The organism is Pseudomonas sp. TH10, from assembly GCF_016651255.1.
In the GTDB taxonomy this organism is placed as follows: domain Bacteria; phylum Pseudomonadota; class Gammaproteobacteria; order Pseudomonadales; family Pseudomonadaceae; genus Aquipseudomonas.
The window spans coordinates 25953-50981 of record NZ_JAEKEG010000103.1; the positions used below are offsets into that span (position 1 = coordinate 25953).

General features: G+C 59.8%; 14 protein-coding genes and 7 pseudogenes. 7 read left to right on the forward strand and 14 right to left on the reverse strand.

The features are described 5' to 3' along the window. Window positions 1-68 precede the first annotated feature (68 nt). The gene (locus tag JFT80_RS16115) at window positions 69-1013 is read left to right on the forward strand and encodes a LysR family transcriptional regulator (RefSeq protein ID WP_201148516.1); all 945 of its coding nucleotides are present in this window, start codon (window positions 69-71) and stop codon (window positions 1011-1013) included. A 492-nt stretch (window positions 1014-1505) separates the two neighbouring features. On the opposite strand, the pseudogene JFT80_RS25580 reads toward JFT80_RS16115, so the two are convergent. The 4 genes and pseudogenes from JFT80_RS25580 to JFT80_RS16145 all read right to left on the reverse strand — a co-directional run bounded on the left by JFT80_RS25580 (window position 1506) and on the right by JFT80_RS16145 (window position 7121). Beyond that, window positions 1506-2161, reverse strand: a pseudogene (locus tag JFT80_RS25580) (DUF2931 family protein). Window positions 2162-2299: 138 nt separating this feature from the next. Then, window positions 2300-2948, reverse strand: a pseudogene (locus JFT80_RS16125) (DUF2931 family protein). A gap of 11 nt (window positions 2949-2959) precedes the next feature. Continuing rightward, window positions 2960-6440, reverse strand: a pseudogene (gene tssI / locus JFT80_RS25585) (type VI secretion system tip protein TssI/VgrG). A gap of 162 nt (window positions 6441-6602) precedes the next feature. Then, the gene (locus JFT80_RS16145) at window positions 6603-7121 is read right to left on the reverse strand and encodes an Hcp family type VI secretion system effector (RefSeq protein ID WP_201148541.1); all 519 of its coding nucleotides are present in this window, start codon (window positions 7119-7121) and stop codon (window positions 6603-6605) included. A 411-nt stretch (window positions 7122-7532) separates the two neighbouring features. On the opposite strand from JFT80_RS16145, the gene JFT80_RS16150 reads away from it, so the two are divergent. Then, a complete protein-coding gene (locus tag JFT80_RS16150; protein WP_242482966.1) occupies window positions 7533-7811 on the forward strand; it encodes a hypothetical protein in 279 nt (92 codons plus the stop codon). Window positions 7812-7818: 7 nt separating this feature from the next. On the opposite strand, the pseudogene JFT80_RS16155 reads toward JFT80_RS16150, so the two are convergent. Then, a pseudogene (locus JFT80_RS16155) lies at window positions 7819-8444 on the reverse strand (DNA-3-methyladenine glycosylase). Next, window positions 8441-9544, reverse strand: coding sequence for a bifunctional transcriptional activator/DNA repair enzyme AdaA (locus JFT80_RS16160; RefSeq protein ID WP_122839651.1), 1104 nt, complete (start codon window positions 9542-9544; stop codon window positions 8441-8443). The pseudogene JFT80_RS16155 and the gene JFT80_RS16160 overlap by 4 nt, the downstream one beginning before the upstream one ends. A 183-nt stretch (window positions 9545-9727) precedes the next feature. Here JFT80_RS16160 and JFT80_RS16165 point away from each other — a divergent pair. Then, window positions 9728-10314, forward strand: a pseudogene (locus JFT80_RS16165) (LysE family translocator). Here the strand turns inward: JFT80_RS16165 and JFT80_RS16170 are convergent. Further along, a complete protein-coding gene (locus JFT80_RS16170) occupies window positions 10296-11138 on the reverse strand; it encodes an AraC family transcriptional regulator (RefSeq protein WP_201148542.1) in 843 nt (280 codons plus the stop codon). The pseudogene JFT80_RS16165 and the gene JFT80_RS16170 overlap by 19 nt on opposite strands. A gap of 234 nt (window positions 11139-11372) precedes the next feature. Here JFT80_RS16170 and JFT80_RS16175 point away from each other — a divergent pair, with 234 nt between their 5' ends. The 4 genes from JFT80_RS16175 (at window position 11373) to JFT80_RS16190 (ending at window position 15025) form a co-directional block, all read left to right on the forward strand. Next, window positions 11373-11621 carry a transmembrane sensor/regulator PpyR gene (locus tag JFT80_RS16175; RefSeq protein WP_122839654.1) on the forward strand — a complete coding sequence of 83 codons (249 nt, stop codon included), beginning with the start codon at window positions 11373-11375 and terminating at the stop codon, window positions 11619-11621. A 183-nt stretch (window positions 11622-11804) separates the two neighbouring features. Beyond that, complete coding sequence (locus JFT80_RS16180; protein ID WP_201148543.1) at window positions 11805-12260, forward strand: (2Fe-2S)-binding protein; 456 nt, start codon at window positions 11805-11807, stop codon at window positions 12258-12260. 22 nt (window positions 12261-12282) lie between these two features. Beyond that, window positions 12283-14445, forward strand: a complete 2163-nt coding sequence (locus tag JFT80_RS16185) for a xanthine dehydrogenase family protein molybdopterin-binding subunit (protein WP_201148544.1) — start codon at window positions 12283-12285, stop codon at window positions 14443-14445. A 1-nt stretch (window position 14446) separates the two neighbouring features. Further along, window positions 14447-15025: a hypothetical protein gene (locus JFT80_RS16190; protein ID WP_201148545.1), complete on the forward strand. Its 579-nt coding sequence runs from the start codon at window positions 14447-14449 to the stop codon at window positions 15023-15025. Between the two features lie 60 nt (window positions 15026-15085). On the opposite strand, the gene fabI is transcribed toward JFT80_RS16190, so the two are convergent. The 7 genes and pseudogenes from fabI to JFT80_RS16225 all read right to left on the reverse strand — a co-directional run bounded on the left by fabI (window position 15086) and on the right by JFT80_RS16225 (window position 24921). Further along, a complete protein-coding gene (gene fabI / locus JFT80_RS16195; RefSeq protein WP_007910591.1) occupies window positions 15086-15880 on the reverse strand; it encodes an enoyl-ACP reductase FabI in 795 nt (264 codons plus the stop codon). 19 nt (window positions 15881-15899) lie between these two features. Further along, window positions 15900-17509, reverse strand: a pseudogene (locus JFT80_RS16200) (ABC transporter ATP-binding protein). A gap of 1 nt (window position 17510) precedes the next feature. Continuing rightward, window positions 17511-18530, reverse strand: a complete 1020-nt coding sequence (locus JFT80_RS16205; RefSeq protein ID WP_201148546.1) for an ABC transporter permease — start codon at window positions 18528-18530, stop codon at window positions 17511-17513. 1 nt (window position 18531) lies between these two features. Further along, window positions 18532-19604 (reverse strand): annotated as a pseudogene (locus JFT80_RS16210) (microcin C ABC transporter permease YejB). 4 nt (window positions 19605-19608) lie between these two features. After that, entirely contained in the window at window positions 19609-21450 is a 1842-nt protein-coding gene (locus JFT80_RS16215; protein ID WP_201148547.1) for an extracellular solute-binding protein, read from the reverse strand. Continuing rightward, window positions 21447-23279: an extracellular solute-binding protein gene (locus tag JFT80_RS16220; protein WP_201148548.1), complete on the reverse strand. Its 1833-nt coding sequence runs from the start codon at window positions 23277-23279 to the stop codon at window positions 21447-21449. Before JFT80_RS16220 ends, JFT80_RS16215 begins: the two co-directional genes overlap by 4 nt. Before the next feature lie 229 nt (window positions 23280-23508). Beyond that, window positions 23509-24921 carry a LysM peptidoglycan-binding domain-containing protein gene (locus JFT80_RS16225; RefSeq protein WP_374091365.1) on the reverse strand — a complete coding sequence of 471 codons (1413 nt, stop codon included), beginning with the start codon at window positions 24919-24921 and terminating at the stop codon, window positions 23509-23511. Window positions 24922-25029 lie beyond the last annotated feature (108 nt).

Here is a 25029-nt window from a genome sequence, read left to right on the forward strand (position 1 = left end):
GATAGCCTTTATAAGGAGTCGGCCTAATGCATATCCAATGCATTTACCCGATATTTTTTATGTGAAAAATGCATATCGATTTGCGTCAACTACGTCACTTCATCGCTCTGGCGGATCAGCGCAGCTTTGTCGCCGGCGCGCTGGCCGTGAACCTCTCGCAATCGGCGTTCAGCCGCAGCATCCAGGCCCTGGAACACAGCGTCGGGTGTCAGCTGGTAGATCGCGGACGTAAGGACCTGGCGCCGACCAAGCAGGGGCAGGTGCTGCTTGAGCACGCACGACGCCTGGTCAGCGGGGCGCAGCAGATGGCTAACGAGATCAACCAGTTCAATGGGCTGGAAGCGGGCGAGCTACGTTTCGGTTGCGGCCCGGCGCCGGCGGCGGGGCTGATACCGAGGGCGATCGGCAGCTTCATTGGCCGCTATCCGAAAGCGCGGGTGCAGTTTCAGGTGGATGACTGGCAAAGCCTGAGCAAGCGTCTGTTGAGCGAGGAATTCGAATTTTTTGTGGCTGACACCCGGCAATTCGAGGCCGACCCGGTTTACCTGACCCATCGCCTGCGCCCGCGTAAATGGCATTTCTGCTGCCGCGTCGGACATCCACTGGCGGGCCGCGACAGCGTCAGTGCAACCGAGTTGATGAGTTATCCGATGGCAGTGACTATCCGCCCGCCGAACCTGCGCAAGGTGATCGTCGACCTCAGCGGCCGCCCGGATTTCACGCCGAATGTGGAGTGCGAAAACAGCTACAGCCTCCTGAGTGTGGTGATGCGTTCAGACGCCATCGGTATTGTCGGCGCCTACGCTGATGCGCTGCATCACGCCAAGGGTGAGCTGGTGTGTTTGAAGGTCGAGGGGCTGGCTGATGACCTGGAGGAGATGTACACGCGCTATGGGATTGTCAGCCGCGCGGGGTATCGGTTATCGCCGCTGGCAGAGGCGATGATCGCGCAGATCAAAGAGGTTGATGAGCAGGATGAAGACGTCTATTCGCTGGAAAATCTTGCCGTTTGAAACACCAACAAGGGCGGTCCGGCCGGTCCGGCGATTACCAGCGCACGTAGATCCGCACCGGCAGCTTTGCATCTCTGACATCCCTTTTGGTGCCGTCCCCTTTCACTGCCCAGCCACGAGCTCCTTTACTGCCGTTTTTCCTCCACCGGCAGCGCCTCCACTGCCAATTCTACGAAACAGATTCCCATCGACATCGACGGTGGCGCTGTCCTCAACCCAACCATCCATCAAGTACGGCGTGACAAAACCCAGCGCCCACGGCCCGGCATCCGGGTCCAAGCGCCCCCAAGAGAGACCCGAAGCCTGACAACCGCTGAGAAACAAAGCTCCTAACAAGATCCATGGTGTTCGCATAATCGTGGCTCCTAGTCGGGCACATGGGGATGCTGCACGCGGACCCCGCTCGTGGTGGGTGCATTAATGAGCTACGAGGATGAAACCCATCACCGGATAGCGAAAGCCCGCCGAGTGGCGAGCTAAAACTACGACGATTTACCAGCTCCCATAGGGGATTCCGTATTGTTCGACATAGCGTTTGGAGGCTTCAGATTGCGGGAAGTAACTTCCGCCGGAGAGCCCGAGAGCAGGCCCCTTGGGTTCTATCTCAGCCTGACCGCGTGCGACTTTGACTGGATGCATACACTCATCAAGTACCCAGATTTGCACAACGCCGCCAGGTGCTAGGCCGAGCCTTACAGAAGCAATCTTTAATATCGAGGCCGTCTCGGGGAATTGTTGGCAATCCTTGCGCAACGCCGCGCGCATGACCTGCCGCGCACTTTCCGGTATCTCAATCCAGCCTTGATAGGTTTGCGGTTCGACCACCGACTGCCAGCGCACGTAAATCCGCACCGGCAGCTTTGCATCTCTGACATTCCTCTCGGTGCCTCCCCCTTTACTGCCCAGCCACGGGCCAGCTCAGTGCCATTTTTCCCTCCGCCGGCGGCCCACCCACTGCCAATTCGACGGTAAAAGTTCCCATCGACATCTACGGTGGCACTCTCCTCAACCCAGCCCCCCATCAAGTACGGCGTGACAAAACCCAGCGCCCACGGCCCGGCATCCGGGTCCGAGCGCCCCCAAGAGAGACCCGAAGCCTGACAACCGCTGAGAAACAAAGCGCCTAACAAGATCCATGGTGTTCGCATAGTCGTGACTCCTAGTCGGGGACATGAGGATGCTGCACGCGGATCCCGTCCGTGGTGGGTGCATTAATGAGCTGTGGGGATGGAACCCATCATCGGATAGCGAAAGCCCGCCGAGTGGCGAGCTAAACCTACGACGATTTACCAGCTGCCGTAGGGAATGCCATATTGTTCGATGTAACGTTTGGAGGCTTCCTGCATGGGGGATATCCAGATCGTCCAAGATCAGGACCCTTGGGCTCGATCTCAGCCTGACCGCGTGCGACTTTGACCGGATGCATACACTCATCAAGTACCCAGATTTGCACAACGCCGCCAGGTGCTAGGCCGAGCCTTACAGAAGCAATCTTTAATATCGAGGCCGTCTCGGGGAATTGTTGGCAATCCTTGCGCAACGCCGCGCGCATGACCTGCCGCGCACTTTCCGGTATCTCAATCCAGCCTTGATAGGTTTGCGGTTCGACCACCGATTGCCAGCGCACGTAAATCCGCACCGGCAGCTTTGCATCTCTGACATTCCTCTCGGTACCTCCCCCTTTACTGCCCAGCCACGAGCTCCTTTACTGCCGTTTTTTCCTCCACCGGCAGCGCCTCCACTGCCAATTCTACGAAACAGATTCCCATCGACATCGACGGTGGCGCTGTCCTCAACCCAACCATCCATCAAGTACGGCGTGACAAAACCCAGCGCCCACGGCCCGGCATCCGGGTCCAAGCGCCCCCAAGAGAGACCCGAAGCCTGACAACCGCTGAGAAACAAAGCTCCTAACAAGATCCATGGTGTTCGCATAATCGTGACTCCTAGTCGGGGATATGGGGATGCTGCACGCGGATTCCGTCCGTCGTGGGGGCATTGAAATACAGTAGTCCGGCACTGGTCCTTGGCACGGAGCCACGCAGAATGGTGGGAGGATTCCAGTTGGCAGAGGTATGGATATACCTTAGTTTGAGCAGGTGCTCTTCCTCGGCTGTGGTGCTGTAGTCCCCCGCGATAAAGCGGTCACACAGTGCTTGAAGTTCCGCTGGAATTGCATGGCTCGAAAGATGCTCCCTGAACGGTATGAAACGCACTCCCTGTCGCTTAGCAAACTCGTACATCACCCGCAGATACACCCGCGACAACTCGCCTCGCACGGATCGCTTGAGTTGCAATGCTGCATAAACGCGCTTGTAAGGGTTCATACGGTCCTGCTCAGAAGGTCGTAACCCCCGAACATACGGCGTCACGACCTCCAGCATTTCGGCCGGCCAGCCCTTGGCTTCCCACTGGGCTTTTGCCTGTTGCGCGTCACGATAGATCGAGGTGTATTTAACGTCCGTGGTGACGGGAACATCCAGCGCCTGCATCGGGCTGACCAGCAAGAGTTCATCGGACTCAGGAAGTAACCACCACCGATGTCAGAATGGACCCCGGGCAGCGTGTATTCAGGATGATCTGCTTTAACACGGGTCAAAGGGAAGTTGGCACGAACTTCATCGCGCGCGGCCAATTGGACGACGTTGGGGAACAAGCTTCGGGGCAGGTGGAGTTTGATCCCCGGCGCCTTTTGGCTACGGATATAACCCAGGTTATCCAGCCCACCCACAGCAGCCACAGTATCGAACAGTCCGATAAAGCCCATCTCAATATCACGCTGGTAGTCACCGCTGAAGGTCTCGTGAAACGCTCGGCGATTTGTTTTGATGGTTTGCCCCAAGGGACCGTGCTGACCCAGCGCTACTTCGTTGGCAAAGTGCCGTGCTGCCGCTGCGCCACGGCTGAAACCAAAGGTGTCGAACGTCAGGTTGAGGATTTTAGAGTCCGGCTTGACTTGAATGAAACTGAAGATGATTCTTTCTATTTCACTAAAAGCCTGCTCTACCTTGCCGCTCACGCCTGTTGCACCACGGCCCATACCGGCGCCCATCAAACTATCCGCTTGGCCCGATGACGTACCGATGCCCTCTATGTAGAGCATTCGAAACAGCTGATGCTGCTCACCGGCGTCCTGAATCTCATTCAGGAGCAAAATACAAATCACTGAGCTTTTTGATGTTTGACTCGTCGTTCGCATAGCTGCTGTCCCGATCACTCATGTACGGTTTACAAGTCGCATCCAGGTCTGCGGGTTTGATGGGGTGGCTTGCACCACACAGCAGACCGAGCGCACCGTTGTTCGCATTGTTGAGCGTGCCATCGAAAAACACGCCAATACGCAGGGTGATGCCAGCGGGTGGTGCTTCCTCCGACGCTTCCAGTTCCTCCTCTTCTTCCTCCTCCTCTGGATCGGAGCTGCCCGCAACAACGGTTGATGCGGGCGTGGACGGCGGATTGGCGATAGTCGCCTGGGTTGCGCCAACCGGCACCTGTGCGGCCTGAAGCGAAGGAACACCTGCTACAGGTGCCCCACCCTCAACAATGTCCACGCTGCTAAAAATGCCCCTGAGTTGATCACGATATGTTGACCACCCGCCGCAAGCGTCAGGCTCATGCCGGCATCGATCACCACATTGGTCGCGGTGACATGGGCTTGGGATCCAGCCTGAATGACCAACGTGCCGCTCGCGGTGGTACTGCTGTTGCCAGTGATGGAAATCAGGTCATTGCCACCGATCAGCGTGTTGCGCTCGCCGTGGGTGGTGTGCTGCTCGTTGCCCTGGACAAGGCTGGTGCTGTGGTTATCGACCTGTTCAAAGCGGTCACGCCCAATCAGGCTACGACTGTCCTGAGTGATCTGCTCACGGCGGTCCTGGCCGATCTGGGTCTCACTGTCGTTGAGGATCAACTGTTTCAGGTCGCGCTGGGCACGCAGGTAGATCTGCTCCTGTCCGGCGCGGTCTTCAATTGACAGTTCGTTGTAGCCGCCATTGCGCGGCGAGCTGTCACTGCGCAGCACGGTTCGGGTCTTATTCGCCGGCAAGGGATACGGCACAGGCATGACCTTATTGGACACGCAACCGGTGATCAACGGATCATCGGGGTTACCCTCCAGGTAGGTGACCACCACTTCCATACCGATGCGCGGGATCGTTACCGCGCCAAAGCTTTCTCCAGCCCAGCTCGATGAGACCCGCAGCCAACAACTGCTCTTTTCACTGCCACGCTCGCTCCGGTCCCAATGGAACTCGACTTTCACCCGACCGTATTCATCACAATAAATCTCTTCCCCGGCTGGACCAGTGACCCGCGCCGTCTGGCTGACCAGTACCGACGGGCGCGTGACCAGCGGTGGACGATAGAACACGTCCCAGGGAATGGCGCTAAAGCTGTTGCGGTAGCCTTGGGTGAAGCCATCCTCTGGCTTGACATCGCTGCTGATGGACTCTTCCAGCACCTGCGGCTGCTTGCCTTCGTGCTGCACACCGAGCAGTAACCACAAGGCGTTACAGGACGAACGCGGATGCTCGCTCAGCGTGAAAAAATGCCCGCTGCGCAGGTTCGGCTGATCACTTTTACCTTCGGTCAACTGGTAGTCAGCGCGGTGCCGCTCCAGAGCCTGACGGGCCAGCTGGCGGCCGCGCCGCTTACTGTCGATCAACAGTGGCGAACGGTAGTCCTCCAGCGCCGGGTTGAATTGCGCGCTGCACTGGCCTTCCAGCAACAGGCTGGGGCGGGTGAAGTCGTAATGGTGGCGGGTGACCTTGCTGGTCCGGGTGCTGAAACGTTGGCTGAAATGCCGCACCACCGGATGATCGGCCACTTGGCCACTACCTTGCTGGTACGGCGTGGTCCCGAGGGTAGGAAAGAAAGTCTGATCGTCAGTGAAGACCAGATGATGCCCCTGTGGACTGTGCTGATGGTGCCAGGCCATGCCCTCTTCACTACACAGGCGCTGGACAAACTGGAAATCACTTTCTCCGTACTGGGTGCAGTATTCGCGTGCTGGGCTGCTGCTGACATGAAAGGTATAGGCATCGGCCAAAATGCCGTGGCCCTTGAGGACCTGGGCAATGATTTGCGCGACCGTCAGTTGCTGAAAAATCCGTTGCTGGTGGCAGAACTGCAAGTAGTGCAGGGCCGGGACCAGTGTCAGGTGATAACGAGTCAAGCGTGGACCGGCGTCGCCCACCCACACATCTTCGATGCAGCCATGCAGACCTTCGCCATTGAGGCCAAATTGAAGAAACGCCGGTTGTCTGAGCAAGCCTTCCAGATCGATATCGGGGCGCTGGCTGACCAGCTCCAACTGCAGCGCATACAAGCTGCTGAGAGTCTCACTGCCGTGAAACGCCAGCACTTTAAAGTCATGGCGCACCGCGAGATCAGCAGGTCGAACTGCGCGGTATTGGCCGAAGCGAACATAAGCGTGTCCTTGGTCGAAAGTTAGAGTCCGTTGAAATGAACGCCAAGTCCTGCACCCGCTGACCGCAGGTACAGAGCATGACCACACGCGGCTGAACGTCTCAGCCACGCGCAGCGCCCGACGCTGTCGCAACAGGCCGGGCCGAGGCGGGTCGCTCAGGTTTAGCCGGCGACAGGGGTGCGCCAGTCATCGGAGCCGGAAGTGCCGCAGACTTCATGGGTCCAGGTGATCTTGCGGTAGGTGAAGTGCACGTCTTCCAGGTGAGTGAAGTGCGAATTCGCTGGATCCTGGCAGTTGAGCATGTAGTCCTTGATGTCGACGATGATCGCGTCTTCCAGCTTGGTGGTGTAGTAGTGCTCCTGCGTGCCCGCAGCCGAGGTGCGGTACCACTGGATTTCGATCGAGGTCAGACGCTCGCCGGAAGTCAAGGCGGCCAACAGCAGTGGCGAGGCCTTGTCGAAGACCTTGGTAATGACCACTGGCTTGTGCACACGTTGACCGGTCGGCTGGCCCGACTGCGGGTCACGCGGGATGATCACTTCGTGGCTGAAGCCTTGCACCATGACCTGGTCTTCGTGACCTTCCTGATAGGTATTGCCAACGGAATCGGCGGTGAATGCGCCGGCGGTGATCAGGCCTTGTTTGGTGCCGGTGATGGACATGTAAGCGGGTGTAGCCATGGTGATGCTCCTTGCTGGATAAAGGGGACCTCAGAGGCCGAATTGCCTGCCAAGGCCTGACTTAACAGATCAAGGTTTATGCCAAGTTTAAAATATCGTTAAATTACAATGAGATAGATTTATTTTTGCTATAAGGCTCATTTTTTAGTGCGCAACTTCTTGCGCAACTTTTTCGGAAAAGTGCGCAACTTCTTGCGCAGTAGTGCGCAAGAAGTTGCGCACCACGCCTCATCCCCACTACAAAGTATTTTCGCTACTACCGCGTCAATTGAATTACGTAAAAAGGTCCCCATTGCGCTCTCTATCACGGGGCATAGTTTGGCCCCTAGGCTGTTCATCCAGCACCAGCCTGGCGATAAAGCAGTTGCGAGTTGTGTTCAAAGGAATAGAAGCATTTGCAGGTGATCAAGGATGTATATTTACGAAATGATTCAAGCATCACCAAACATTGAAGTTAAAGCGAAGGAACATTGGGGAAATGAAGCCGCAGGTTATCTACAGAATGTGGTTAACGCTCATGCCGAGGATGGCTGCGCGTTCTATCGATCGACACTATCGGCGTTTCCGTCAAGCCTGGTTGTTTCGATGCGTTATTGGGGAAGAAAAATGGAGCCTGACCGCGGGGGCGTGTGCCACACGGCATCCCGCGGATCAGGCGAAACTGCGACGCAAACGCATGTTGATAAATAAACCCGGCCTATTTGCCGGGTACCCGCCACAAGTACCAGCAAGCCACTGTCCGATAAGGTTTCCAGTCAAGCCCGATCTCAATCATCTGCCGGCGAGTAGGCTGCACCTCCAAACCCTTCAACCGCCGATACCCCTCACGCACCCCGAAGTCATCCGCCGGCAGAATATCCGGGCGCTCAAGGCCGTAGATCAGCAGCATCTCCACGGTCCAGCGGCCAACCCCGCGCAGGGTGATCAAGCGCTCGATCAGCGCTTCATCGTCCATCACCCGCGCGGTGTTGTAATCGGGCACCACGCCACTCACCGCCGCTTCGGCGATGCCCTGAATGGTCGCTATCTTGCTTGCCGAAAAACCGCAGCTGCGCAGCGCGTCAAAATCAGTCGCGATGATCTGCTCCGGGCGCGGAAAATTTCCTGGGGGAATAACGCCAGTAAACGCCCGACGATCGCGTCGCCGGCCCTGGCATGCAGTTGTTGGTAGGCAATCGAGCGCACCAGGGATTCATAGGGATCCCGTGTTGGGTGTGGCTTGTGCAGGCAAGGACCAACGGTGGCGATGTGTCGGCGCCAGTCATCATCGATGCCGGCCAGAAACTCGCTGGCAGCCGACCACGCGTCGGGCAGGGCGCTCATGCTTCTTCGCGCGCCATGCCCGGCAGGCTCAACTGGCTGAGCTGCAGTGCCGCGTTCTCCAGGCGCAGCAGGAATGCCTTGCGCGGCTGGCCGCCGCCGTAGCCAGTCAACGAGCCATCGGCGCCGATCACCCGGTGGCAAGGGACGACGATGGAGACCCGGTTGTGCCCGTTGGCCAGGCCGACGGCGCGGCTGGCGCCGGGCTTGCCGAGAATCGCGGCAATGGCGCCATAGGTACTGGTCTGGCCGTAGGGGATTTTCACCAGCTCGGCCCACACTTGCCTGGAAAATTCGCTGCCTGGCAGATGCAGCGCGACCCTGAATTCGCAGAGCTTGCCCGCAAAGTATTGCGCCAGTTCGTCTTCGATCTGGCGCAAATGGGCGTTGTGCCCGGGCGCTATCACGTAGCCATAGCGGTTTTGCAGCGCTTCAAGCTCCCGGGTCAGTGCCGGTCGGTCAAGAAACTCAAGCATCACCAGCCCGCGCCGCTCCGCCATGGCGATCATCGGCCCCAGGGGCGTGGTCAGGCGGGTGAAGAGCAGGGGCTCACTGTCGGCTGCTTTGCCTGGGGTGATGTGGAATGACTTTTGAAACGCGTCGCGAAAACCGCTCAGGGATTCATATCCCGAATCGAACGCCGCGTGGTCGATGGACTCACCCTGGCGAATGCCGCCCAGCGCCATGCCCAATCTGCGGGTGCGTAGCCACGCGTGGAAGGTCATGCCGAAATGTTGTTTGAACCAGCGCCGAAGCTTCAACGGCTCGATGCCCTCGGCCAGCAGTTGCGCATCGGACCATTGTCGCTCCGGGGTGGCGTCTACCGCGCCCAGTAGCCTTTGCACCCAGTCCGGGGCAATGGCCGCAGCGTCCAGTGGCTTGCAGCGCAGGCAGGCACGATAGCCCGCCGACAGGCATTCATCGGCATGGGCGAAGAACTCGACATTCTCCGGTTTCGGTTTGCGCGCCGTGCAGCTGGGACGGCAAAAGATGCCGGTGGTCTTGACCGCGGTAAAGAACACCCCCTCGTAGGCGGTGTCACGTTCAAGCATGGCGCGGACCATCTCGTTGCGGGGCGGTAAGGAAGCGTTTTGTAGGTTCATGGCGTGAGCATAGGGGGCGTCGCGCCGGGGCTCCACCGGTAAATCGACAAAGAATTCGCCCGGAGCGTCAGGAGTGCTCCCGGCGGCAGGTGCGTGCGCCTGCCCAGGGGTGTTTTGTTCAATACTCGGGGCTGGCAATTTCTTAGTCTGGGGGCCAATTCAACCGAGTGGAAGAGGTTTGCGATGAGTTTGATTGTTTCCATGGCCGCGTTTGCGCTGGTGGCTTCGATCACCCCCGGGCCGGTGAATATTGTGGCCTTGAGTTCCGGCGCGCAGTTTGGCCTGCGCGCCAGCCAACGGCATGTTCTGGGCGCCACGTTGGGTTTCGTGGTGTTACTGGTGTTGATGGGGCTGGGGTTGCATGAAGTGTTGCAGCGCTGGCCGGCGCTGACGCAGGTGGTGCGACTGGCGGGTGTGGCATTCCTGCTGTTCATGGCCTGGAAACTGGCGGCCGACGATGGCCAGGTCGATACTGCGAGGTCGACCCGCGCGCCCTCGATGCTGTATGGCGCGATCATGCAGTGGCTCAACCCGAAAGCCTGGCTGGCCTGCGTGGCGGGCATGGGCGCGTTTGTCGCTGACGGTGAGGCACGGCTGGTCTGGCAATTTGCGGCGGTGTACCTGGTGATCTGTTATCTGTCGGTTGGGTGCTGGGCCTACGCCGGGACTTTTTGCGCGGGTATCTGAACAACCCGCGGGGGATGCGCCTGTTCAATCGGGCGATGGCGGCCTTGCTGGTGATGAGTGCGGGTTATCTGCTGTTGCCTTGATATTGGCCGGGCGTAGCGGCGAGGTGGTGTTTGAACGCACGCTGAAAATGCGCCTGATCGGAAAATCCCGCTTCAAGCGCCACATCGGCAATCAACTTGCCGCTGCGCAGACGGTCCTGGGCAAACTGGATGCGGCGATTGATCAGGAAGGCGTGGGGCGTCATCCCATAATGTTGTTTGAACGCGCGGATCAGATACGACGGCGATAACTGGGCGGCCGCGCATATGTCTTCAAGCTTGAGCAACCGAGTGCAGTGGTCGCGAATGAAATCCGCTGCACGTTCCAGCTTGAAGTTGGGCTCGCGCAGCGCTTGCCCGGCCGGGTTCAGCCGCAGCTGCAGGTCGCTGAAAAACTCCACCAGGACGCTGTGTTTGTGCAGGTGGTCCTGCTGCGGATCGATCAGCGCCTCATACACCCCGATCAGTCCCTCAAACAGGCTGGTATCGCGCACGTGCGTAAGGGAAAAGCGGCGAAACGCCAGGTCGGGGCTGAAGCCCAGTTGGTGCTGCAGATCGGTAAGCCAGGCCGTGTCGACATAAAACATCAGGTACGACCAGGGCTCATCGTCGATGGGATTGCAGGCGTGCACGTCGCCAGGGTTCATCAGCACGACGGTGCCGGCGCTGACTTGCGAGTGCGCTTGATCGTGGAGATAGGTACTGCGTCCAGCCGTGATCGCACCGATGGAAAAATGCGCGTGGGAATGGCGCGTATAACACACCTCGCGACCGTCGGCGATGGAACGCGCTTCGATAAAGGGCAGGGCATCATCGCGCCAGAACAGCGGACGCTGATCTTCATTCCTGGCAACCGCGCGCTTCATGTTCGAATCCTTGGCAGGTGAGTCGTTGAGTGTAATGGCTCCGGCGGCCAAAGGCTCGGTCTGGCGAATATGTATGGCATAGTCATTCGGACAACTTTTGGAGTCAAATCGACCTCAGTAAACGATTGTCATTATGACTTGATGCGCTCCATCTCATTGATTTTCAAGGCGCAGGAAGCTGGCACGAGACTTGATATATCTCTCGTACCCGAACAACGTCAGGAGTACCGGAAAATGTTCAGCTTCTTCAGCCATCCCCAGAATGTCCTGCTCCTGTCCAGCCGCATCCTCGGAGCCGGCCTTGCCCTGCTCGTGGCCGGCATCTACGGCGCCTATTTGTACGGCGGACATTTGCCTATCCCCGCTTTGGTGTCGTTTCACGCCATGACCATCATCGGGCCCACCCTGCTAAAGATAGGCTACGTGATGCGCCTGTTAGCCCAGCATCATTTGGGTCAGCGCCTCACAGGGGTAAGCGCTTGATGCGCACCCCTGGCTCGGGCCATTGCACACTGGCTGGCTACTCTAATGGCATGACCGGTGGTCGATGAACCGGTCTCGCCCGCTATTTTGCGCTTAGCTGTAGGGATAACTCGAGGCGTGCGTGGGCATTGATCGGCCACAGCGACGCTCCTTCAGAACACCGTGAGTCTGAGGAAACCCGCAATGCTGACGCTTAACATCAATGGCAAGGACCAGGCTCTGGATGTCCCTGCGGACATGCCGCTACTGTGGGTGCTGCGCGATGTCGCGCACCTGACTGGAACCAAATTTGGCTGTGGCATGGCGCAATGCGGGGCCTGCACCGTGCACGTCGACGGCGCGCCGCTGCGATCCTGCATCACGCCCGCTACAGCCGTGGCCCATGGGCAGAAAATCCTCACCATCGAAGGCCTGTCCGCCGATGGTTCGCACCCGGTGCAGCAAGCCTGGGCCGAACTCGACGTGGTGCAGTGCGGTTACTGCCAGTCGGGACAGATCATGTCTGCCGCTGCATTGCTGGCGAAAATCCCCAAACCCACCGACAGCGATATCGATCAGGCGCTCTCCGGCAACATCTGCCGCTGCGGCACTTATCCGCGGATCCGCGCAGCGGTAAAGCGTGCATCCGAAATCGGCTGATTCAATCTGTGGGAGGTAGCTGATGAACAGTCCAGTATCGCGTCGGGGTTTTCTCAAGGGCAGTGCCGTGTTGGGCGGCGGGTTGGTGGTGGCGTTTGTCGTCCCCGGTGCTCACCGCTTCGCCCAAGGCGCGGAGAATCAGGGCAATGTATTCGCACCGAATGCGTTCTTGCGAATCGGCAACGACAACAGCGTCACCGTGCTGCTCGGGCACTCGGAAATGGGCCAGGGTATCTGGACCGGCCTGACCATGTTGATTGCCGAGGAGCTGGACGCTGACTGGTCGAAAATCCGTGTTGAACACTCGCCCGCATCAGCGGCGGATTACGGCATGCCGGGGTTTGGCGGCATGCAGATCACCGGCGGCTCGACCTCCACCTGGATGGAGTTCGATCGCTACCGCCAGGCGGGTGCGGCGGCGCGCTTGATGCTGATCGACGCGGCGGCCAAGCGCTTCAATGTCGCGCCCTCGACGATCCGTACCGAATCGGGGGTGGTCATCGCCGCAGATAATCGGGTCACCTACGGTGAACTGGCCGATGAAGCCGGCCAGTTGCCGGTGCCGGACCCGGCCTCGATCAATCTCAAGGAGCCCAAGGACTGGAAGCTGATCGGCAAACCCACCAAGCGCCTGGACACGCCGGAGAAAATCACCGGCAGGGCCAGGTTCGGCATGGATGTGCAGTTCGAAGGGTTGATGACCGCCATGGTTGCTCGCACGCCGGTGTTCGGTGGCCACGTCAAATCTTTTGAAGGCGCCGAGGCACTGGCGATACCGGGCGTGCACAAAGTGGTGCAGGTGCCCAGCGGAGTGGCGGTGATCGCCGATCACTATTGGGCGGCGAAGCTGGGACGCGATGCACTCAAGATTGACTGGGACCTGGGGCCGAACACTGGCCTGGACAGCCAGCAATTGCTGGAGAGTTTCCGCAAGCTGGCCGGCACCCCGGGCCTGCCTGCCAGTAAGGCCGGGGATGCCAAGGCCGCCCTGGCCAAGGCGGCGAAAACCATCGATGTCGAATACAGCGTGCCTTACCTGGCCCACGCACCGATGGAACCGCTCAATTGCACGGTGAAAATCACCCAGGACAAGTGCGAGATCTGGACGGGCACCCAGTTTCAGACGCTGGACCAGATGATCGCCGGGAAAATTACCGGGTTGAAGCCCGAGCAGGTGGAGATTCATACCGAGTTCCTTGGAGGTGGCTTTGGCCGCCGCGCCAATCCGACTTCGGATTTTGTTGCCGAAGCGGTGCAGGTGGCCAAGGCCGCAGGCGCGCCGGTGAAGACGGTGTGGTCCCGCGAAGACGACATCCGTGGCGGCTATTACCGCTCGGCATTCCTGCATCAGGCGCGCATTGGCCTGGATGCGGGTGGGTTGCCCATCGCCTGGCAGCATGTATTGGTCGGGCAGTCGATCATGGCCGGCACCATGCTCGAGGCAACGATGGTCAAGGATGGCATCGACAAGACCTCTGTCGAGGGCGTGGCGGACAGTCCCTATCTGCAGCACCTGGCCAACCATCAGGTCGAACTGCATTCGCCGAGCACGGGCATCAATGTGCTGTGGCTGCGTTCCGTGGGGCATACCCATACCGGATTCGTCATGGAATCGCTCATCGACGAACTGGCCGAGGCGGCGGGCCAGGATCCGGTGGAGTACCGACGAACCCTGCTAAAGCAGCATCCGCGGCATCTCGGCGTGCTGAACCTGGCCGTGGAAAAAGCCAACTGGAAGGCAACGTTGCCGGATGGCCATGCGTTGGGCGTGGCGGTGCACGAGTCATTCGGCAGTTACGTCGCCCAGGTGGCCGAGGTGTCCCAGGACAACCTGGCGATTCGCGTGCATCGGGTGGTGTGCGCGGTGGACTGCGGCATTGCGGTCAACCCGCAGAGCATCGCGGCGCAGATGGAGTCGTGCATTACCTTCGGCCTGGGGTTTGCCTTGCACAGCAAACTGACCTTCAAGAACGGCAAGGTGGAGCAGTCCAATTACCACGACTATCAAGTGCTGCGCCTCAATGAGATGCCGGTGGTTGAAGTGCATATCGTGCCCAGTTCCGAGAAGCCCGGCGGCATCGGCGAGGCCGGTGTGCCGCCGACCGCTCCGGCGGTGGCCAACGCCGTGTTCGCGCTGACCGGGCAGCGCCTGCGTGAGTTGCCGCTGCAACTGTCGGGGGTGTGAGATGAGACGACATCTGTTATTGGGCACCGTGGTTTTGCTGGGGTTGGGTGGTTATGCCTCGGATCTGTTTGCCGATGATCAGGAGGCGTTGAAAGCCTTCGGCACGGTGCAGAAAGTGTTCCAGAGCCCGCGCTGTCAGAACTGCCATATTCCCGGTGATTCGCCGTTGCAGTTCGACGCGGGCATTCCTCATGCAATGAACGTGGTGCGCGGCATGGACGGCAAGGGGGCCGCCGGTTTGCCGTGCGCCACCTGTCACGCGCAAAACAATCCGCCGGCCAGTTACGGCCCGCACGCGCCACCGGGTGCGCCGCACTGGAGCCTGCCACCGGCATCCCACAAAATGGCCTGGATCGGCCTGCCACCGGACAAACTCTGCGCGCTGATCAAGGATCGTTCGAGCAACGGCGATCGCGACTTTGCCGCGCTGATCAAACACGTCAGCGAGGACAAACTGGTGCTCTGGGGCTGGAACCCCGGAGCAGGGCGGGCGCCCGTGCCGGTACCACACGATATTTTTGTCGAGCAATTCAAGCTGTGGGCCGATGCGGGCGGGCCATGCCCGGTGGCGGGCATCTGACTCGGAACTGAACTCAAAAAACCCGCCGGAGTCGGCGGGTTTTTATGGGCCAGGCGAAGATTACTCTTCGATGTTACCCATGGCGGTGGTGTTGAAGCCGCCGTCTACGTACATGATTTCGCCGCTGATGCCCGACGCCAGGTCGGAGCACAGGAAGGCGCCGGCATTGCCGACTTCGTCGATGGTGACGTTGCGACGCAGCGGCGTTTGCGCTTCGTTGGCGGCCAGCATTTTACGGAAGTTCTTGATGCCCGACGCTGCCAGGGTACGGATCGGGCCAGCCGATACGCAGTTGACGCGGGTGCCGTCCGGGCCCAGGGAGCCGGCCAGGTAACGTACGCCAGCTTCCAGCGAAGCCTTGGCCATGCCCATTACGTTGTAGTTAGGCATGGTGCGCTCGGCGCCCAGGTACGACAGGGTCAGCAGGCTGCCGTTGCGGCCTTTCATCATTTCGCGGCCGGCTTTGGCCAGGGCCACGAAGCTGTAGGCGCTGATGTCGTGAGCGATGCGGAAACCGTCACGGGTGGTGGCTTCGGTGAAGTCGCCGTCCAGTTGGTCGCCCGGTGCGAAACCAACGGAGTGGACGATGCAGTCCAGGCCGTCCCACTTCTTGCTCAGTGCTTCGAAGACCTTGGCGATTTCTTCATCGCTGGCCACGTCGCACGGGAAGCACAGCTCAGGGCTCGAACCCCAGCCTTGGGCGAATTCTTCAACACGACCTTTCAGTTTGTCGTTCTGATAAGTGAAGGCAAGCTCAGCGCCCTCGCGATGCATGGCGGCAGCGATGCCGGATGCGATGGACAGCTTGCTGGCGACACCGACGATCAGTACGCGCTTACCGGCGAGAAAACCCATGTGTTGCTCCTCTTTCAGGTTATTGCGCAGTGGCTGGTGCCAAAAAAGCGGCTTCCAGCAACTGCTGTGTATACGGATGTTGGGGGCGGCAAAGATACTTTGCGCGTCTCCCTGTTCGACCACTTGGCCCTGCTTGACCACCATCAACTGGTGGCTCAGCGCTTTAACAACAGCCAAATCATGGCTGATGAACAAATACGTCAGGTTGTACTTGGCTTGCAGTGAACGCAACAGCTCCACCACTTGCCGCTGCACCGTCCGGTCGAGCGCCGAAGTTGGCTCGTCCAGCAGGATCAGCGCCGGTTTCAGCACCAGGGCCCGGGCAATGGCGATGCGTTGCCGTTGCCCACCGGAAAATTCGTGGGGGTAGCGGTGCCGGGTTTCCGGATCCAGACCTACCTCCTTCAATGCCGCAATAATCGCCGCCTGTTGTTCCTCGGCGGTGCCCATCTTGTGAATCCGCAGGCCTTCGCCAACGATGTCACTGACACACATGCGCGGGCTCAGGCTGCCAAACGGGTCCTGAAATACCACCTGCATCTCCCGACGCAACGGGCGAACCTCATTCTGCGTCAGGCAGTCTAGCTGCTTGCCTTCAAAACGGATCGCGCCTTTGCTGCCGATCAGCCGCAAAATCGCCAGGCCCAGGGTGGATTTACCGGAACCGCTTTCACCGACAATCCCCAAGGTCTGACCCTGAGGCAGGCTGAAATTGATGCCGTCCACTGCCTTGACGTAATCCACCGTGCGCTTGAGCAGGCCTTTCTTGATCGGGAACCAGACTTTCAGGTTCTCGACTTCGAGCAACGGCGCCCCGATTTTATTGGTCGCCGGGCCTCCGCTGGGCTCCGCGCCGAGCAATTCCCGAGTGTACGGATGCTGCGGCGAACGGAACAGCTCTGCGCACGATGCCTGTTCGACGATGCAACCGCGCTGCATGACACATACGCGATGCGCAATTCTTCGTACCAGGTTCAAATCGTGACTGATCAGTAACAGCGACATGCCCAATCTGGCCTGCAATTCCTTGAGCAAATCGAGGATTTTCAGCTGAACGGTCACGTCCAGAGCAGTGGTCGGCTCATCGGCAATCAGCAGCTCAGGCTCGTTGGCCAGGGCCATGGCGATCATCACGCGCTGGCGTTGGCCGCCAGACAATTCGTGGGGCAGGGCCTTGAGGCGCTTGTGTGGCTCGGGGATGCCGACCATCTCCAGCAGTTCCAGCGTGCGCTTGGTCGCGACTTTGCCGGTCAGGCCCTTGTGGATGCCGAGGACTTCGTTGATCTGCTTCTCGATGGAATGCAGAGGGTTGAGCGAAGTCATCGGCTCCTGAAAGATCATCGCGATACGGTTGCCGCGAATGTGACGGAGGGTCTTTTCGCTGAGGCCCAGCAGGTTTTGCCCGGAGTAGTTGATGCTGCCGGCCGGGTGGCGCGCCATCGGGTAGGGCAGCAAGCGCAGGATCGAATGCGCCGTCACGGATTTGCCCGAGCCGGATTCGCCGACCAGCGCAAGGGTTTCGCCGCGTTTAATGTCGAAGCTCACGCCTTCGACGACGCGATGCACGCGCTCGCCGAAACCGAATTCAACGGCGAGGTCGCGCACTTCGACCAGATTGTCCTGATTCATTTCACTTCCTCGGGTCGAAGGCATCGCGAGCGGACTCGCCGATAAACACCAGCAAACTCAACATCAACGCCAGTACCGCGAAGGCGCTCATGCCTAGCCAGGGCGCCTGCAGGTTGGATTTGCCCTGGGCCACCAGTTCACCCAGGGACGGCGCACCAGGCGGCAGGCCGAAACCCAGGAAGTCGAGGGCGGTGAGGGTGCCGATGGCGCCGGTCAGGATGAACGGCATGAAAGTCATGGTCGAGACCATGGCGTTGGGCAGGATATGGCGGAACATGATTGCACCATTCTGCATCCCCAGCGCCCGCGCCGCGCGCACGTATTCGAGGTTGCGCCCGCGCAGGAACTCGGCGCGCACCACGTCGACCAGGCTCATCCACGAGAACAGCAACATGATCCCCAGCAGCCACCAGAAATTCGGCTGGACGAAACTGGCGAGAATGATCAGCAGGTACAGCACCGGCAGCCCGGACCAGATCTCCAGGAAGCGCTGCCCGGCCAGGTCGACCCAGCCGCCATAAAAACCCTGAAGGGCGCCGGCAATCACACCGATGATCGAACTCAACACGGTCAGTGTCAGCGCGAACAGCACCGAAATGCGGAAGCCGTAAATCACCCGCGCCAGCACGTCGCGGCCCTGGTCATCGGTGCCCAGCAGGTTGTCCGCTGAAGGTGGCGCCGGGGCCGGGACTTTCAGGTCGTAGTTGATGCTTTGGTAGTTGTAGGGAATCGGCGCCCACAGCACCCACGCCTCCTTGGCCTTGAGCAGTTCGCGGATGTACGGGCTCTTGTAGTTGGCTTCCAGCGGGAATTCGCCGCCGAAGGTGGTTTCCGGGTAGCGCTTGATCGCCGGGAAATACCAGCCGTCGTCGTAATGCACCACCAGCGGTTTGTCGTTGGCGATCAATTCGGCGCCCAGGCTCAGGCCGAACAGCACCAAAAACAGCCACAGCGACCACCAGCCGCGCTTGTTGGCCTTGAACAGTTCAAATCGCCGACGATTGAGTGGGGACAGGTTCATCTCAATGCTCCCGGCTTTCGAAGTCGATACGCGGATCGACAAAGGTGTAGGTGAGGTCGCCGATCAACTTCACCACCAGGCCCAGCAGGGTGAAGATGAACAACGTGCCGAACACGACCGGGTAATCGCGGTTGATCGCCGCTTCGAAACTCATCAGGCCGAGACCGTCGAGGGAGAAGATCACTTCCACCAGCAACGAGCCAGTGAAGAAGATGCCGATGAACGCCGAGGGAAATCCGGCGATCACCAGCAGCATGGCGTTGCGAAACACATGGCCGTACAGCACGCGATGGCGGGTCAGGCCCTTGGCCTTGGCGGTGACCACGTATTGCTTGTTGATCTCGTCGAGGAAGCTGTTTTTGGTCAGCAGGGTCATGGTCGCGAAATTGCCGATCACCAGCGCCGTGACCGGCAATGCCAAGTGCCAGAAGTAATCGAGGATCTTGCCGCCGAAGCTCAGTTCATCGAAGTTGTTCGAGGTCAGCCCGCGCAACGGGAACCAGTCCAGATAACTGCCGCCGGCGAACACCACGATCAGCAGGATCGCAAACAGGAACGCCGGGATCGCATAGCCGACGATGATCGCCGAGCTGGTCCAGACGTCGAAGTGGCTGCCGTGTCGCGTGGCCTTGGCGATCCCCAGCGGGATCGACACCAGGTACATGATCAGCGTGCTCCACAGCCCCAGCGAGATCGACACCGGCATCTTTTCCTTGATCAGGTCGATGACCTTGGCGTCGCGGAAAAAGCTGTCGCCGAAGTCCAGCGAAGCGTAGTTCTTGACCATGATCCACAGGCGTTCCGGGGCCGACTTGTCGAACCCGTACATGTGCTCGATTTCCTTGATCAGCGCCGGGTCCAGCCCTTGCGCGCCGCGATACGAGGAGCCCGCCACCGACACCTCGGCACCGCCGCCGGCAATGCGGCTGGTGGCGCCTTCGAAGCCTTCGAGCTTGGCGATCATCTGTTCCACCGGGCCGCCGGGGCGGCCTGGATGATCACGAAGTTGATCAGCAGAATGCCCAGCAAGGTCGGGATGATCAGCAGCAGTCGTCGAAAAATGTACGCCAGCATCTGATTACTCCGTGCCCGCAGCGTCGGTTTGCAGTTTGGTTTCGACCTCTATCGCCGGTTTGGCATCCGGCTTGATCCACCAGGTGTTGATGCCGATATCGTAGGTCGGTGAGATTTTCGGATGGCCGATGTGGTTCCAGTAAGCCACGCGCCAGGTCTTGATGTGCCAGTTGGGGATCACGTAATACCCCCATTGCAGCACGCGGTCCAGCGCCCGGGCGTGGGCCACCAGGCTTTTGCGCGAATCGGCGTTGATCAGTTGCTCGACCAGCTGGTCGACCACCGGGTCCTTGAGACCCATGGAGTTGCGGCTGCCGGGCTTGTCGGCGGCGGCAGACATCCAGAACTCCCGTTGTTCATTGCCTGGCGAGTTGGACTGCGGGAAGCCGCCGACGATCATGTCGAAGTCCCGAGAGCGCACCCGGTTGATGTACTGGGAGACGTCGACCCGACGGATCACCAGGTCGATCCCCAGATCGCTGAGGTTGCGCTTGAACGGCAGCAGCACCCGCTCGAATTCAGTCTGGGCCAGCAGGAACTCGATGGTCACCGGTTTGCCGGTGGCATCGACCATCTTGTCGTCGACGATGCGCCAGCCGGCCTCCTGCAGCAGTTGATAGGCCTGACGCTGCTGGTTTCGAATCATGCCGCTGGCATCGGTGTGCGGGTTCTGGAACGCCTCGCTGAACACCTGCTCGGGAATTTTTCCGCGAAAGGGGTCGAGGATTGCCAGCTGGTCGGCATCCGGCAGGCCCGTGGCAGCCATTTCCGAGTTTTCGAAGTAACTGCGGGTGCGCACATAGGCGCCGTTGAACAGTTGTTTGTTGGTCCATTCGAAATCGAACAGCAGGCCGAGCGCCCGACGTACCCGCACATCCTGAAACACCGGGCGACGCAGGTTGAAGACGAAACCCTGCATGCCGGTCGGGTTGCTGTTGGGGATCAACTCCTTGATCAAACGCCCCTCGGTGACGGCCGGAATGTTGTAAGCGTTGGCCCAGTTTTTTGCGGTCATCTCCAGCCAGTAGTCGAACTGACCGGCCTTCAACGCTTCGACGGCAACGGTGTTGTCGCGGTAGTAATCGCTGGTCATCGTGTCGAAGTTGTAGAAGCCACGATTGACTGGCAGATCCTTGCCCCAGTAATCCTTGACCCGCTCGTACCGTATCGAACGGCCGGCCTTTACTTCGGCGACCTTGTACGGGCCGCTGCCCAGCGGGATCTCCAGATTACCCTTGGTGAAATCGCGGTCGGCCCACCAGTGTTTTGGCAACACCGGCAATTGGCCGAGAATCAGCGGTAGTTCGCGGTTATTGGTGTGCTTGAACTTGAACAGCACGGTCAGCGGGTCTTCCGCGATGACTTCGGCCACGTCGCTGTAATAGCCGCGATACAGCGGCGAGCCTTCCTTGGTCAGCGTGTTGAAGCTGAATACCACATCGTCGGCGCGCACCGGATGACCGTCGTGGAAGCGCGCTTCGGGGCGCAGATAGAAACGCACCCAGCTGTTGTCCGGGGCTTTTTCGATCTTGCTGGCGATCAGACCGTATTCGGTGAAGGGCTCGTCGAGGCTGTGTTTGGTCAGGGTGTCGTAGATCTGCCCGATATCATCGGCGGGCACGCCTTTACTGATGAACGGGTTGAGGCTGTCGAAGCCGCCGAACCCGGCCTGACGGAAGAGGCCGCCCTTTGGCGCGTCGGGGTTCACGTAATCGAAATGTTTGAAATCGGCCGGGTATTTCGGCGGCTCGTTATACAGGGTCACGGCGTGTTGCGGGGCGGCAAAGGCCAGCCCGGCGAACAGCAAGCCGCTGGCCTGGACGAGCAGGGCGCGGATGGGCTTCATCGATCTTTCTCCGAAGACTTCAGCCACCATGCGCTCAGGCCCAGGGTATAGGGCGGCGTGGTGACGAAGGCCAACCGGTTGCGGTAGGCCAGGCGGTGGTAATTGAGGTACCAGTTGGGAATGCTGTAGTGCTGCCAGAGCAGCACGCGGTCGAGCGCTTTGCCGGCGGCGACCTGTTCGTCGCGGTTGCGCGCGGCGAGTAATTGTTCGAGCAGGTGATCGACCACCGGGTTGGCGATGCCCGCGTAATTCTTGCTGCCCTTGACCCCGGCCTGACTGGAGTGGAAGTACTGCCACTGCTCAAGGCCTGGGCTGAGGGTCTGATTGAGCGTCATCAGGATCATGTCGAAATCGAACTGGTCGAGACGTTGCTTGTACTGCGCGCGATCGACCGTTCGCAACCGGGCATCGACGCCGATGCTCGTGAGGTTCTCGATGTACGGCTGGAGGATGCGTTCCAGATTCGGGTTGACCAGCAGCAGCTCAAAACTCAGCGGTTGACCGGCGGCGTTCTGCAGGCGTTGGCCATTGAGCTTCCAGCCAGCCTCGGCCAGCAGCGCCAGGGCTTTGCGCAGGGTTTCCCGGGGAATGCCACGGCCATCGGTTTGCGGCAACGTGAACGGCTCGCTGAACAGCTTGGCCGGCAATTGTTCCTTGTACGGCTTGAGCATCAGCCATTCATGGCCGACCGGCAGACCGCTGGCGCTGAATTCGCTGTTGGGGTAGTAACTGGTAGTGCGTTTGTAGGCGTCGCTGAACAGTGCGCGGTTGGTCCACTCGAAGTCGAACATCAGGCCCAGCGCTTCGCGGGTTTTGACGTCAGAGAAGGTTGCTCGTCGAGTGTTCATGAACAGACCCTGACTCTGCGTCGGGATCTGATGCGGGATTTGCGCCTTGATCACGTCGCCACGGCGCACGGCCGGGAAGTTGTAGCCGTTGGCCCAGTTCTTCGCCTGATGCTCGATGTAGATATCGAATTCGCCGGCCTTGAACGCTTCGAAGGCGACGTCGCTGTCGCGATAGAACTCGACTTCCATGCGATCGAAGTTGTACTTGCCGCGATTGACCGCGAGATCCTTTCCCCAGTAATCCTTGACTCGCTCGAAGATCAACTGCCGCCCCGGCGTCACCGAGGTAATGCGGTAAGGGCCGCTGCCCAGCGGCGGCTCGAAGGTGGTGGCCTTGAAGTCGCGGTCTTTCCAGTAATGCTGCGGCAGCACCGGCAGTTCACCAAGGCGCAGGATCAGCAACGGATTGCCGGAGCGTTTCATCACGAAGCGAATGCGCTGCGAGTTGAGGATGTCGACCCGCGACACTTCCTGCAACGCAGTGCGGTACAGCGGATGACCTTCCTTGAGCAGCAGTCGATAGGAGAACGCGACGTCGTAGGCGGTGATCGGCGTACCGTCATGAAAACGGGCTTCCGGGCGCAGATTGAACACCACCCAGCTGCGATCTTCGCTGTATTCCACCGACTGCGCGATCAAGCCGTAACTGGACGCCGGCTCATCGCCGGACGGCGAGTACTGGCCGGTGCCGACCATCAACGGCTCGTTCAGCTCGTTGATGCCGTATTGAAGGAAATTGGCGGTAGTGACCGGGCTGGTGCCCTTGAAGGTGTAAGGGTTGACCGTATCGAAGGTGCCGAACGCCATCACCCGCAACGTACCGCCCTTGGGCGCTTGCGGGTTGACCCAGTCGAAGTGGGTAAATCTGGCCGGGTACTTGAGCGTGCCGAACTGCGCATAACCGTGGCTTTCGGTGATCGTCGCGCTTGCGGTTGAGCTCAAGGCCAGGCTGATGAGGAGCAGGAGGAGGGGACGCTTCAAGTCAGATCCGATCCAGGCGGCTTGGGCTTTGTGGGCCGTACAGTAACAGCTTGTCTGGACAGGAAAAAGATAGCGTATTTGGAAGGACGGGCTTGCTCGCGATGGTCGATCACGATAACGCTGGGAATCTGTCACCCCGCGGCGCTCTCAGGTTCTTCGCGAGCAAGTTCGCTCCTGCAGGGGTGTGTGAGTCTTGGAAAAACAGCCCCTGGGTCCAGGGGCTCTTCTGTCAGTGCGGCTGATAAACCGTGAGCATCTGCCCCGGCTTCAATGCCTTGCCCGCACCCGGATTCCAGCGCTTGAGATGCTGCATCTCAACGTTGAATCGCTTGGCTACGACGTACAGCGTGTCGCCGCGCTTGACCTTGTACTGGGTCTGCTGCGCGCTGTCGGCTTTGCCTTTGGTCTTGCTGTTGGCCGCCACCACGGTGTTGACCCGACCATTGCTGCGGGCCGGGCTGCGCTTGCTGGTGTCCTGCATGACCAGGGTCTGGCCAACCTTGAGGTTCTTGCCGCTGAGCTTGTTCCAGCGTTGCAGGTCTTTCACTTCGACCTTGTTGGCCTTGGCGATAGAGCCAAGGTTGTCGCCGCGCTTCACGCGATACGCGCGCTTGAGCTTGGCCACTTCGGATGGATCGGCACCCTCGAACACTGGTTTCAGCGAACGTGTGCTGATCAGCTCTTCAGGGCGCATGGTCTGCAAACTGGCAGTCAGCAACTGCGCCTTCGACGTGGGTACCAGCAAATGCTGCGGGCCGTCGATGGTGGTGCGCTGCTTGAAGGCCGGGTTGAGCTGGAACAGTTCGTCTTCGTCGATATTGGCAACCGCAGCGACCTTGGACAGATCCATGCGCTGGTTGATTTCGACGACCTGGAAGTACGGCTCGTTGGCGATCGGGTTGAGGTTCACCCCGTATGCCTCTGGCGCCAGTACCACTTGCGACAGCGCCAGCAGTTTCGGCACGTACGCTTGAGTTTCCGCCGGCAGCGGCAGGTTCCAGTAGTCGGTAGGCAAGCCCAGTTTTTCATTGCGCTCGATCGCCCGGCTGACCGTACCTTCGCCGGCGTTGTAGGCCGCGAGGGCCAGCAGCCAGTCACCGTTGAACATATCGTGCAGACGGGTCAGGTAATCCATGGCCGCTGTGGTCGACGCAGTGATATCGCGACGGCCATCGTAGAAGCGGGTCTGACGCAGGTTGAAGTAACGGCCGGTGGACGGAATGAACTGCCACAGCCCCGAGGCATCGGCCCGCGAATAGGCCATCGGGTTGTAGGCGCTTTCAATCACTGGCAGCAGGGCCAGTTCCAGCGGCATGTTGCGCTCTTCGAGGCGTTCGACGATGTAGTGGATATAGAGACTGCCGCGTTCGCCGGCATTCTCGAGGAAAGACGGGTTACTGGCGAACCACAGGCGCTGTTGCTCGATGCGCGGGTTCAGGCCGACGCTGTCCTGCAACTGGAAGCCCTGGCGCATGCGCTCCCAGAGGCATCCCTGCCGGATTGCGGGTGCAGGCGACCTGTTCCTGTAAGTACAGGACGAGACGGCGGCGGCTGTGTCTGGCCTCCCCTCGGCGCCCGCCGGCGCTCTCCGTCGACGACACGCCTGAGACAGCCGTGATGAAGCCGTCGGCTGGACTACGATGGTCTTTGGTCGATTGGTTTACCACCCTGACTCTTACCTGACATAACAACGACGGTAAAACGGTCAGCCAGCCGCTGGGAGCGCCCCGTGTGCACGGCGAAACCCAAT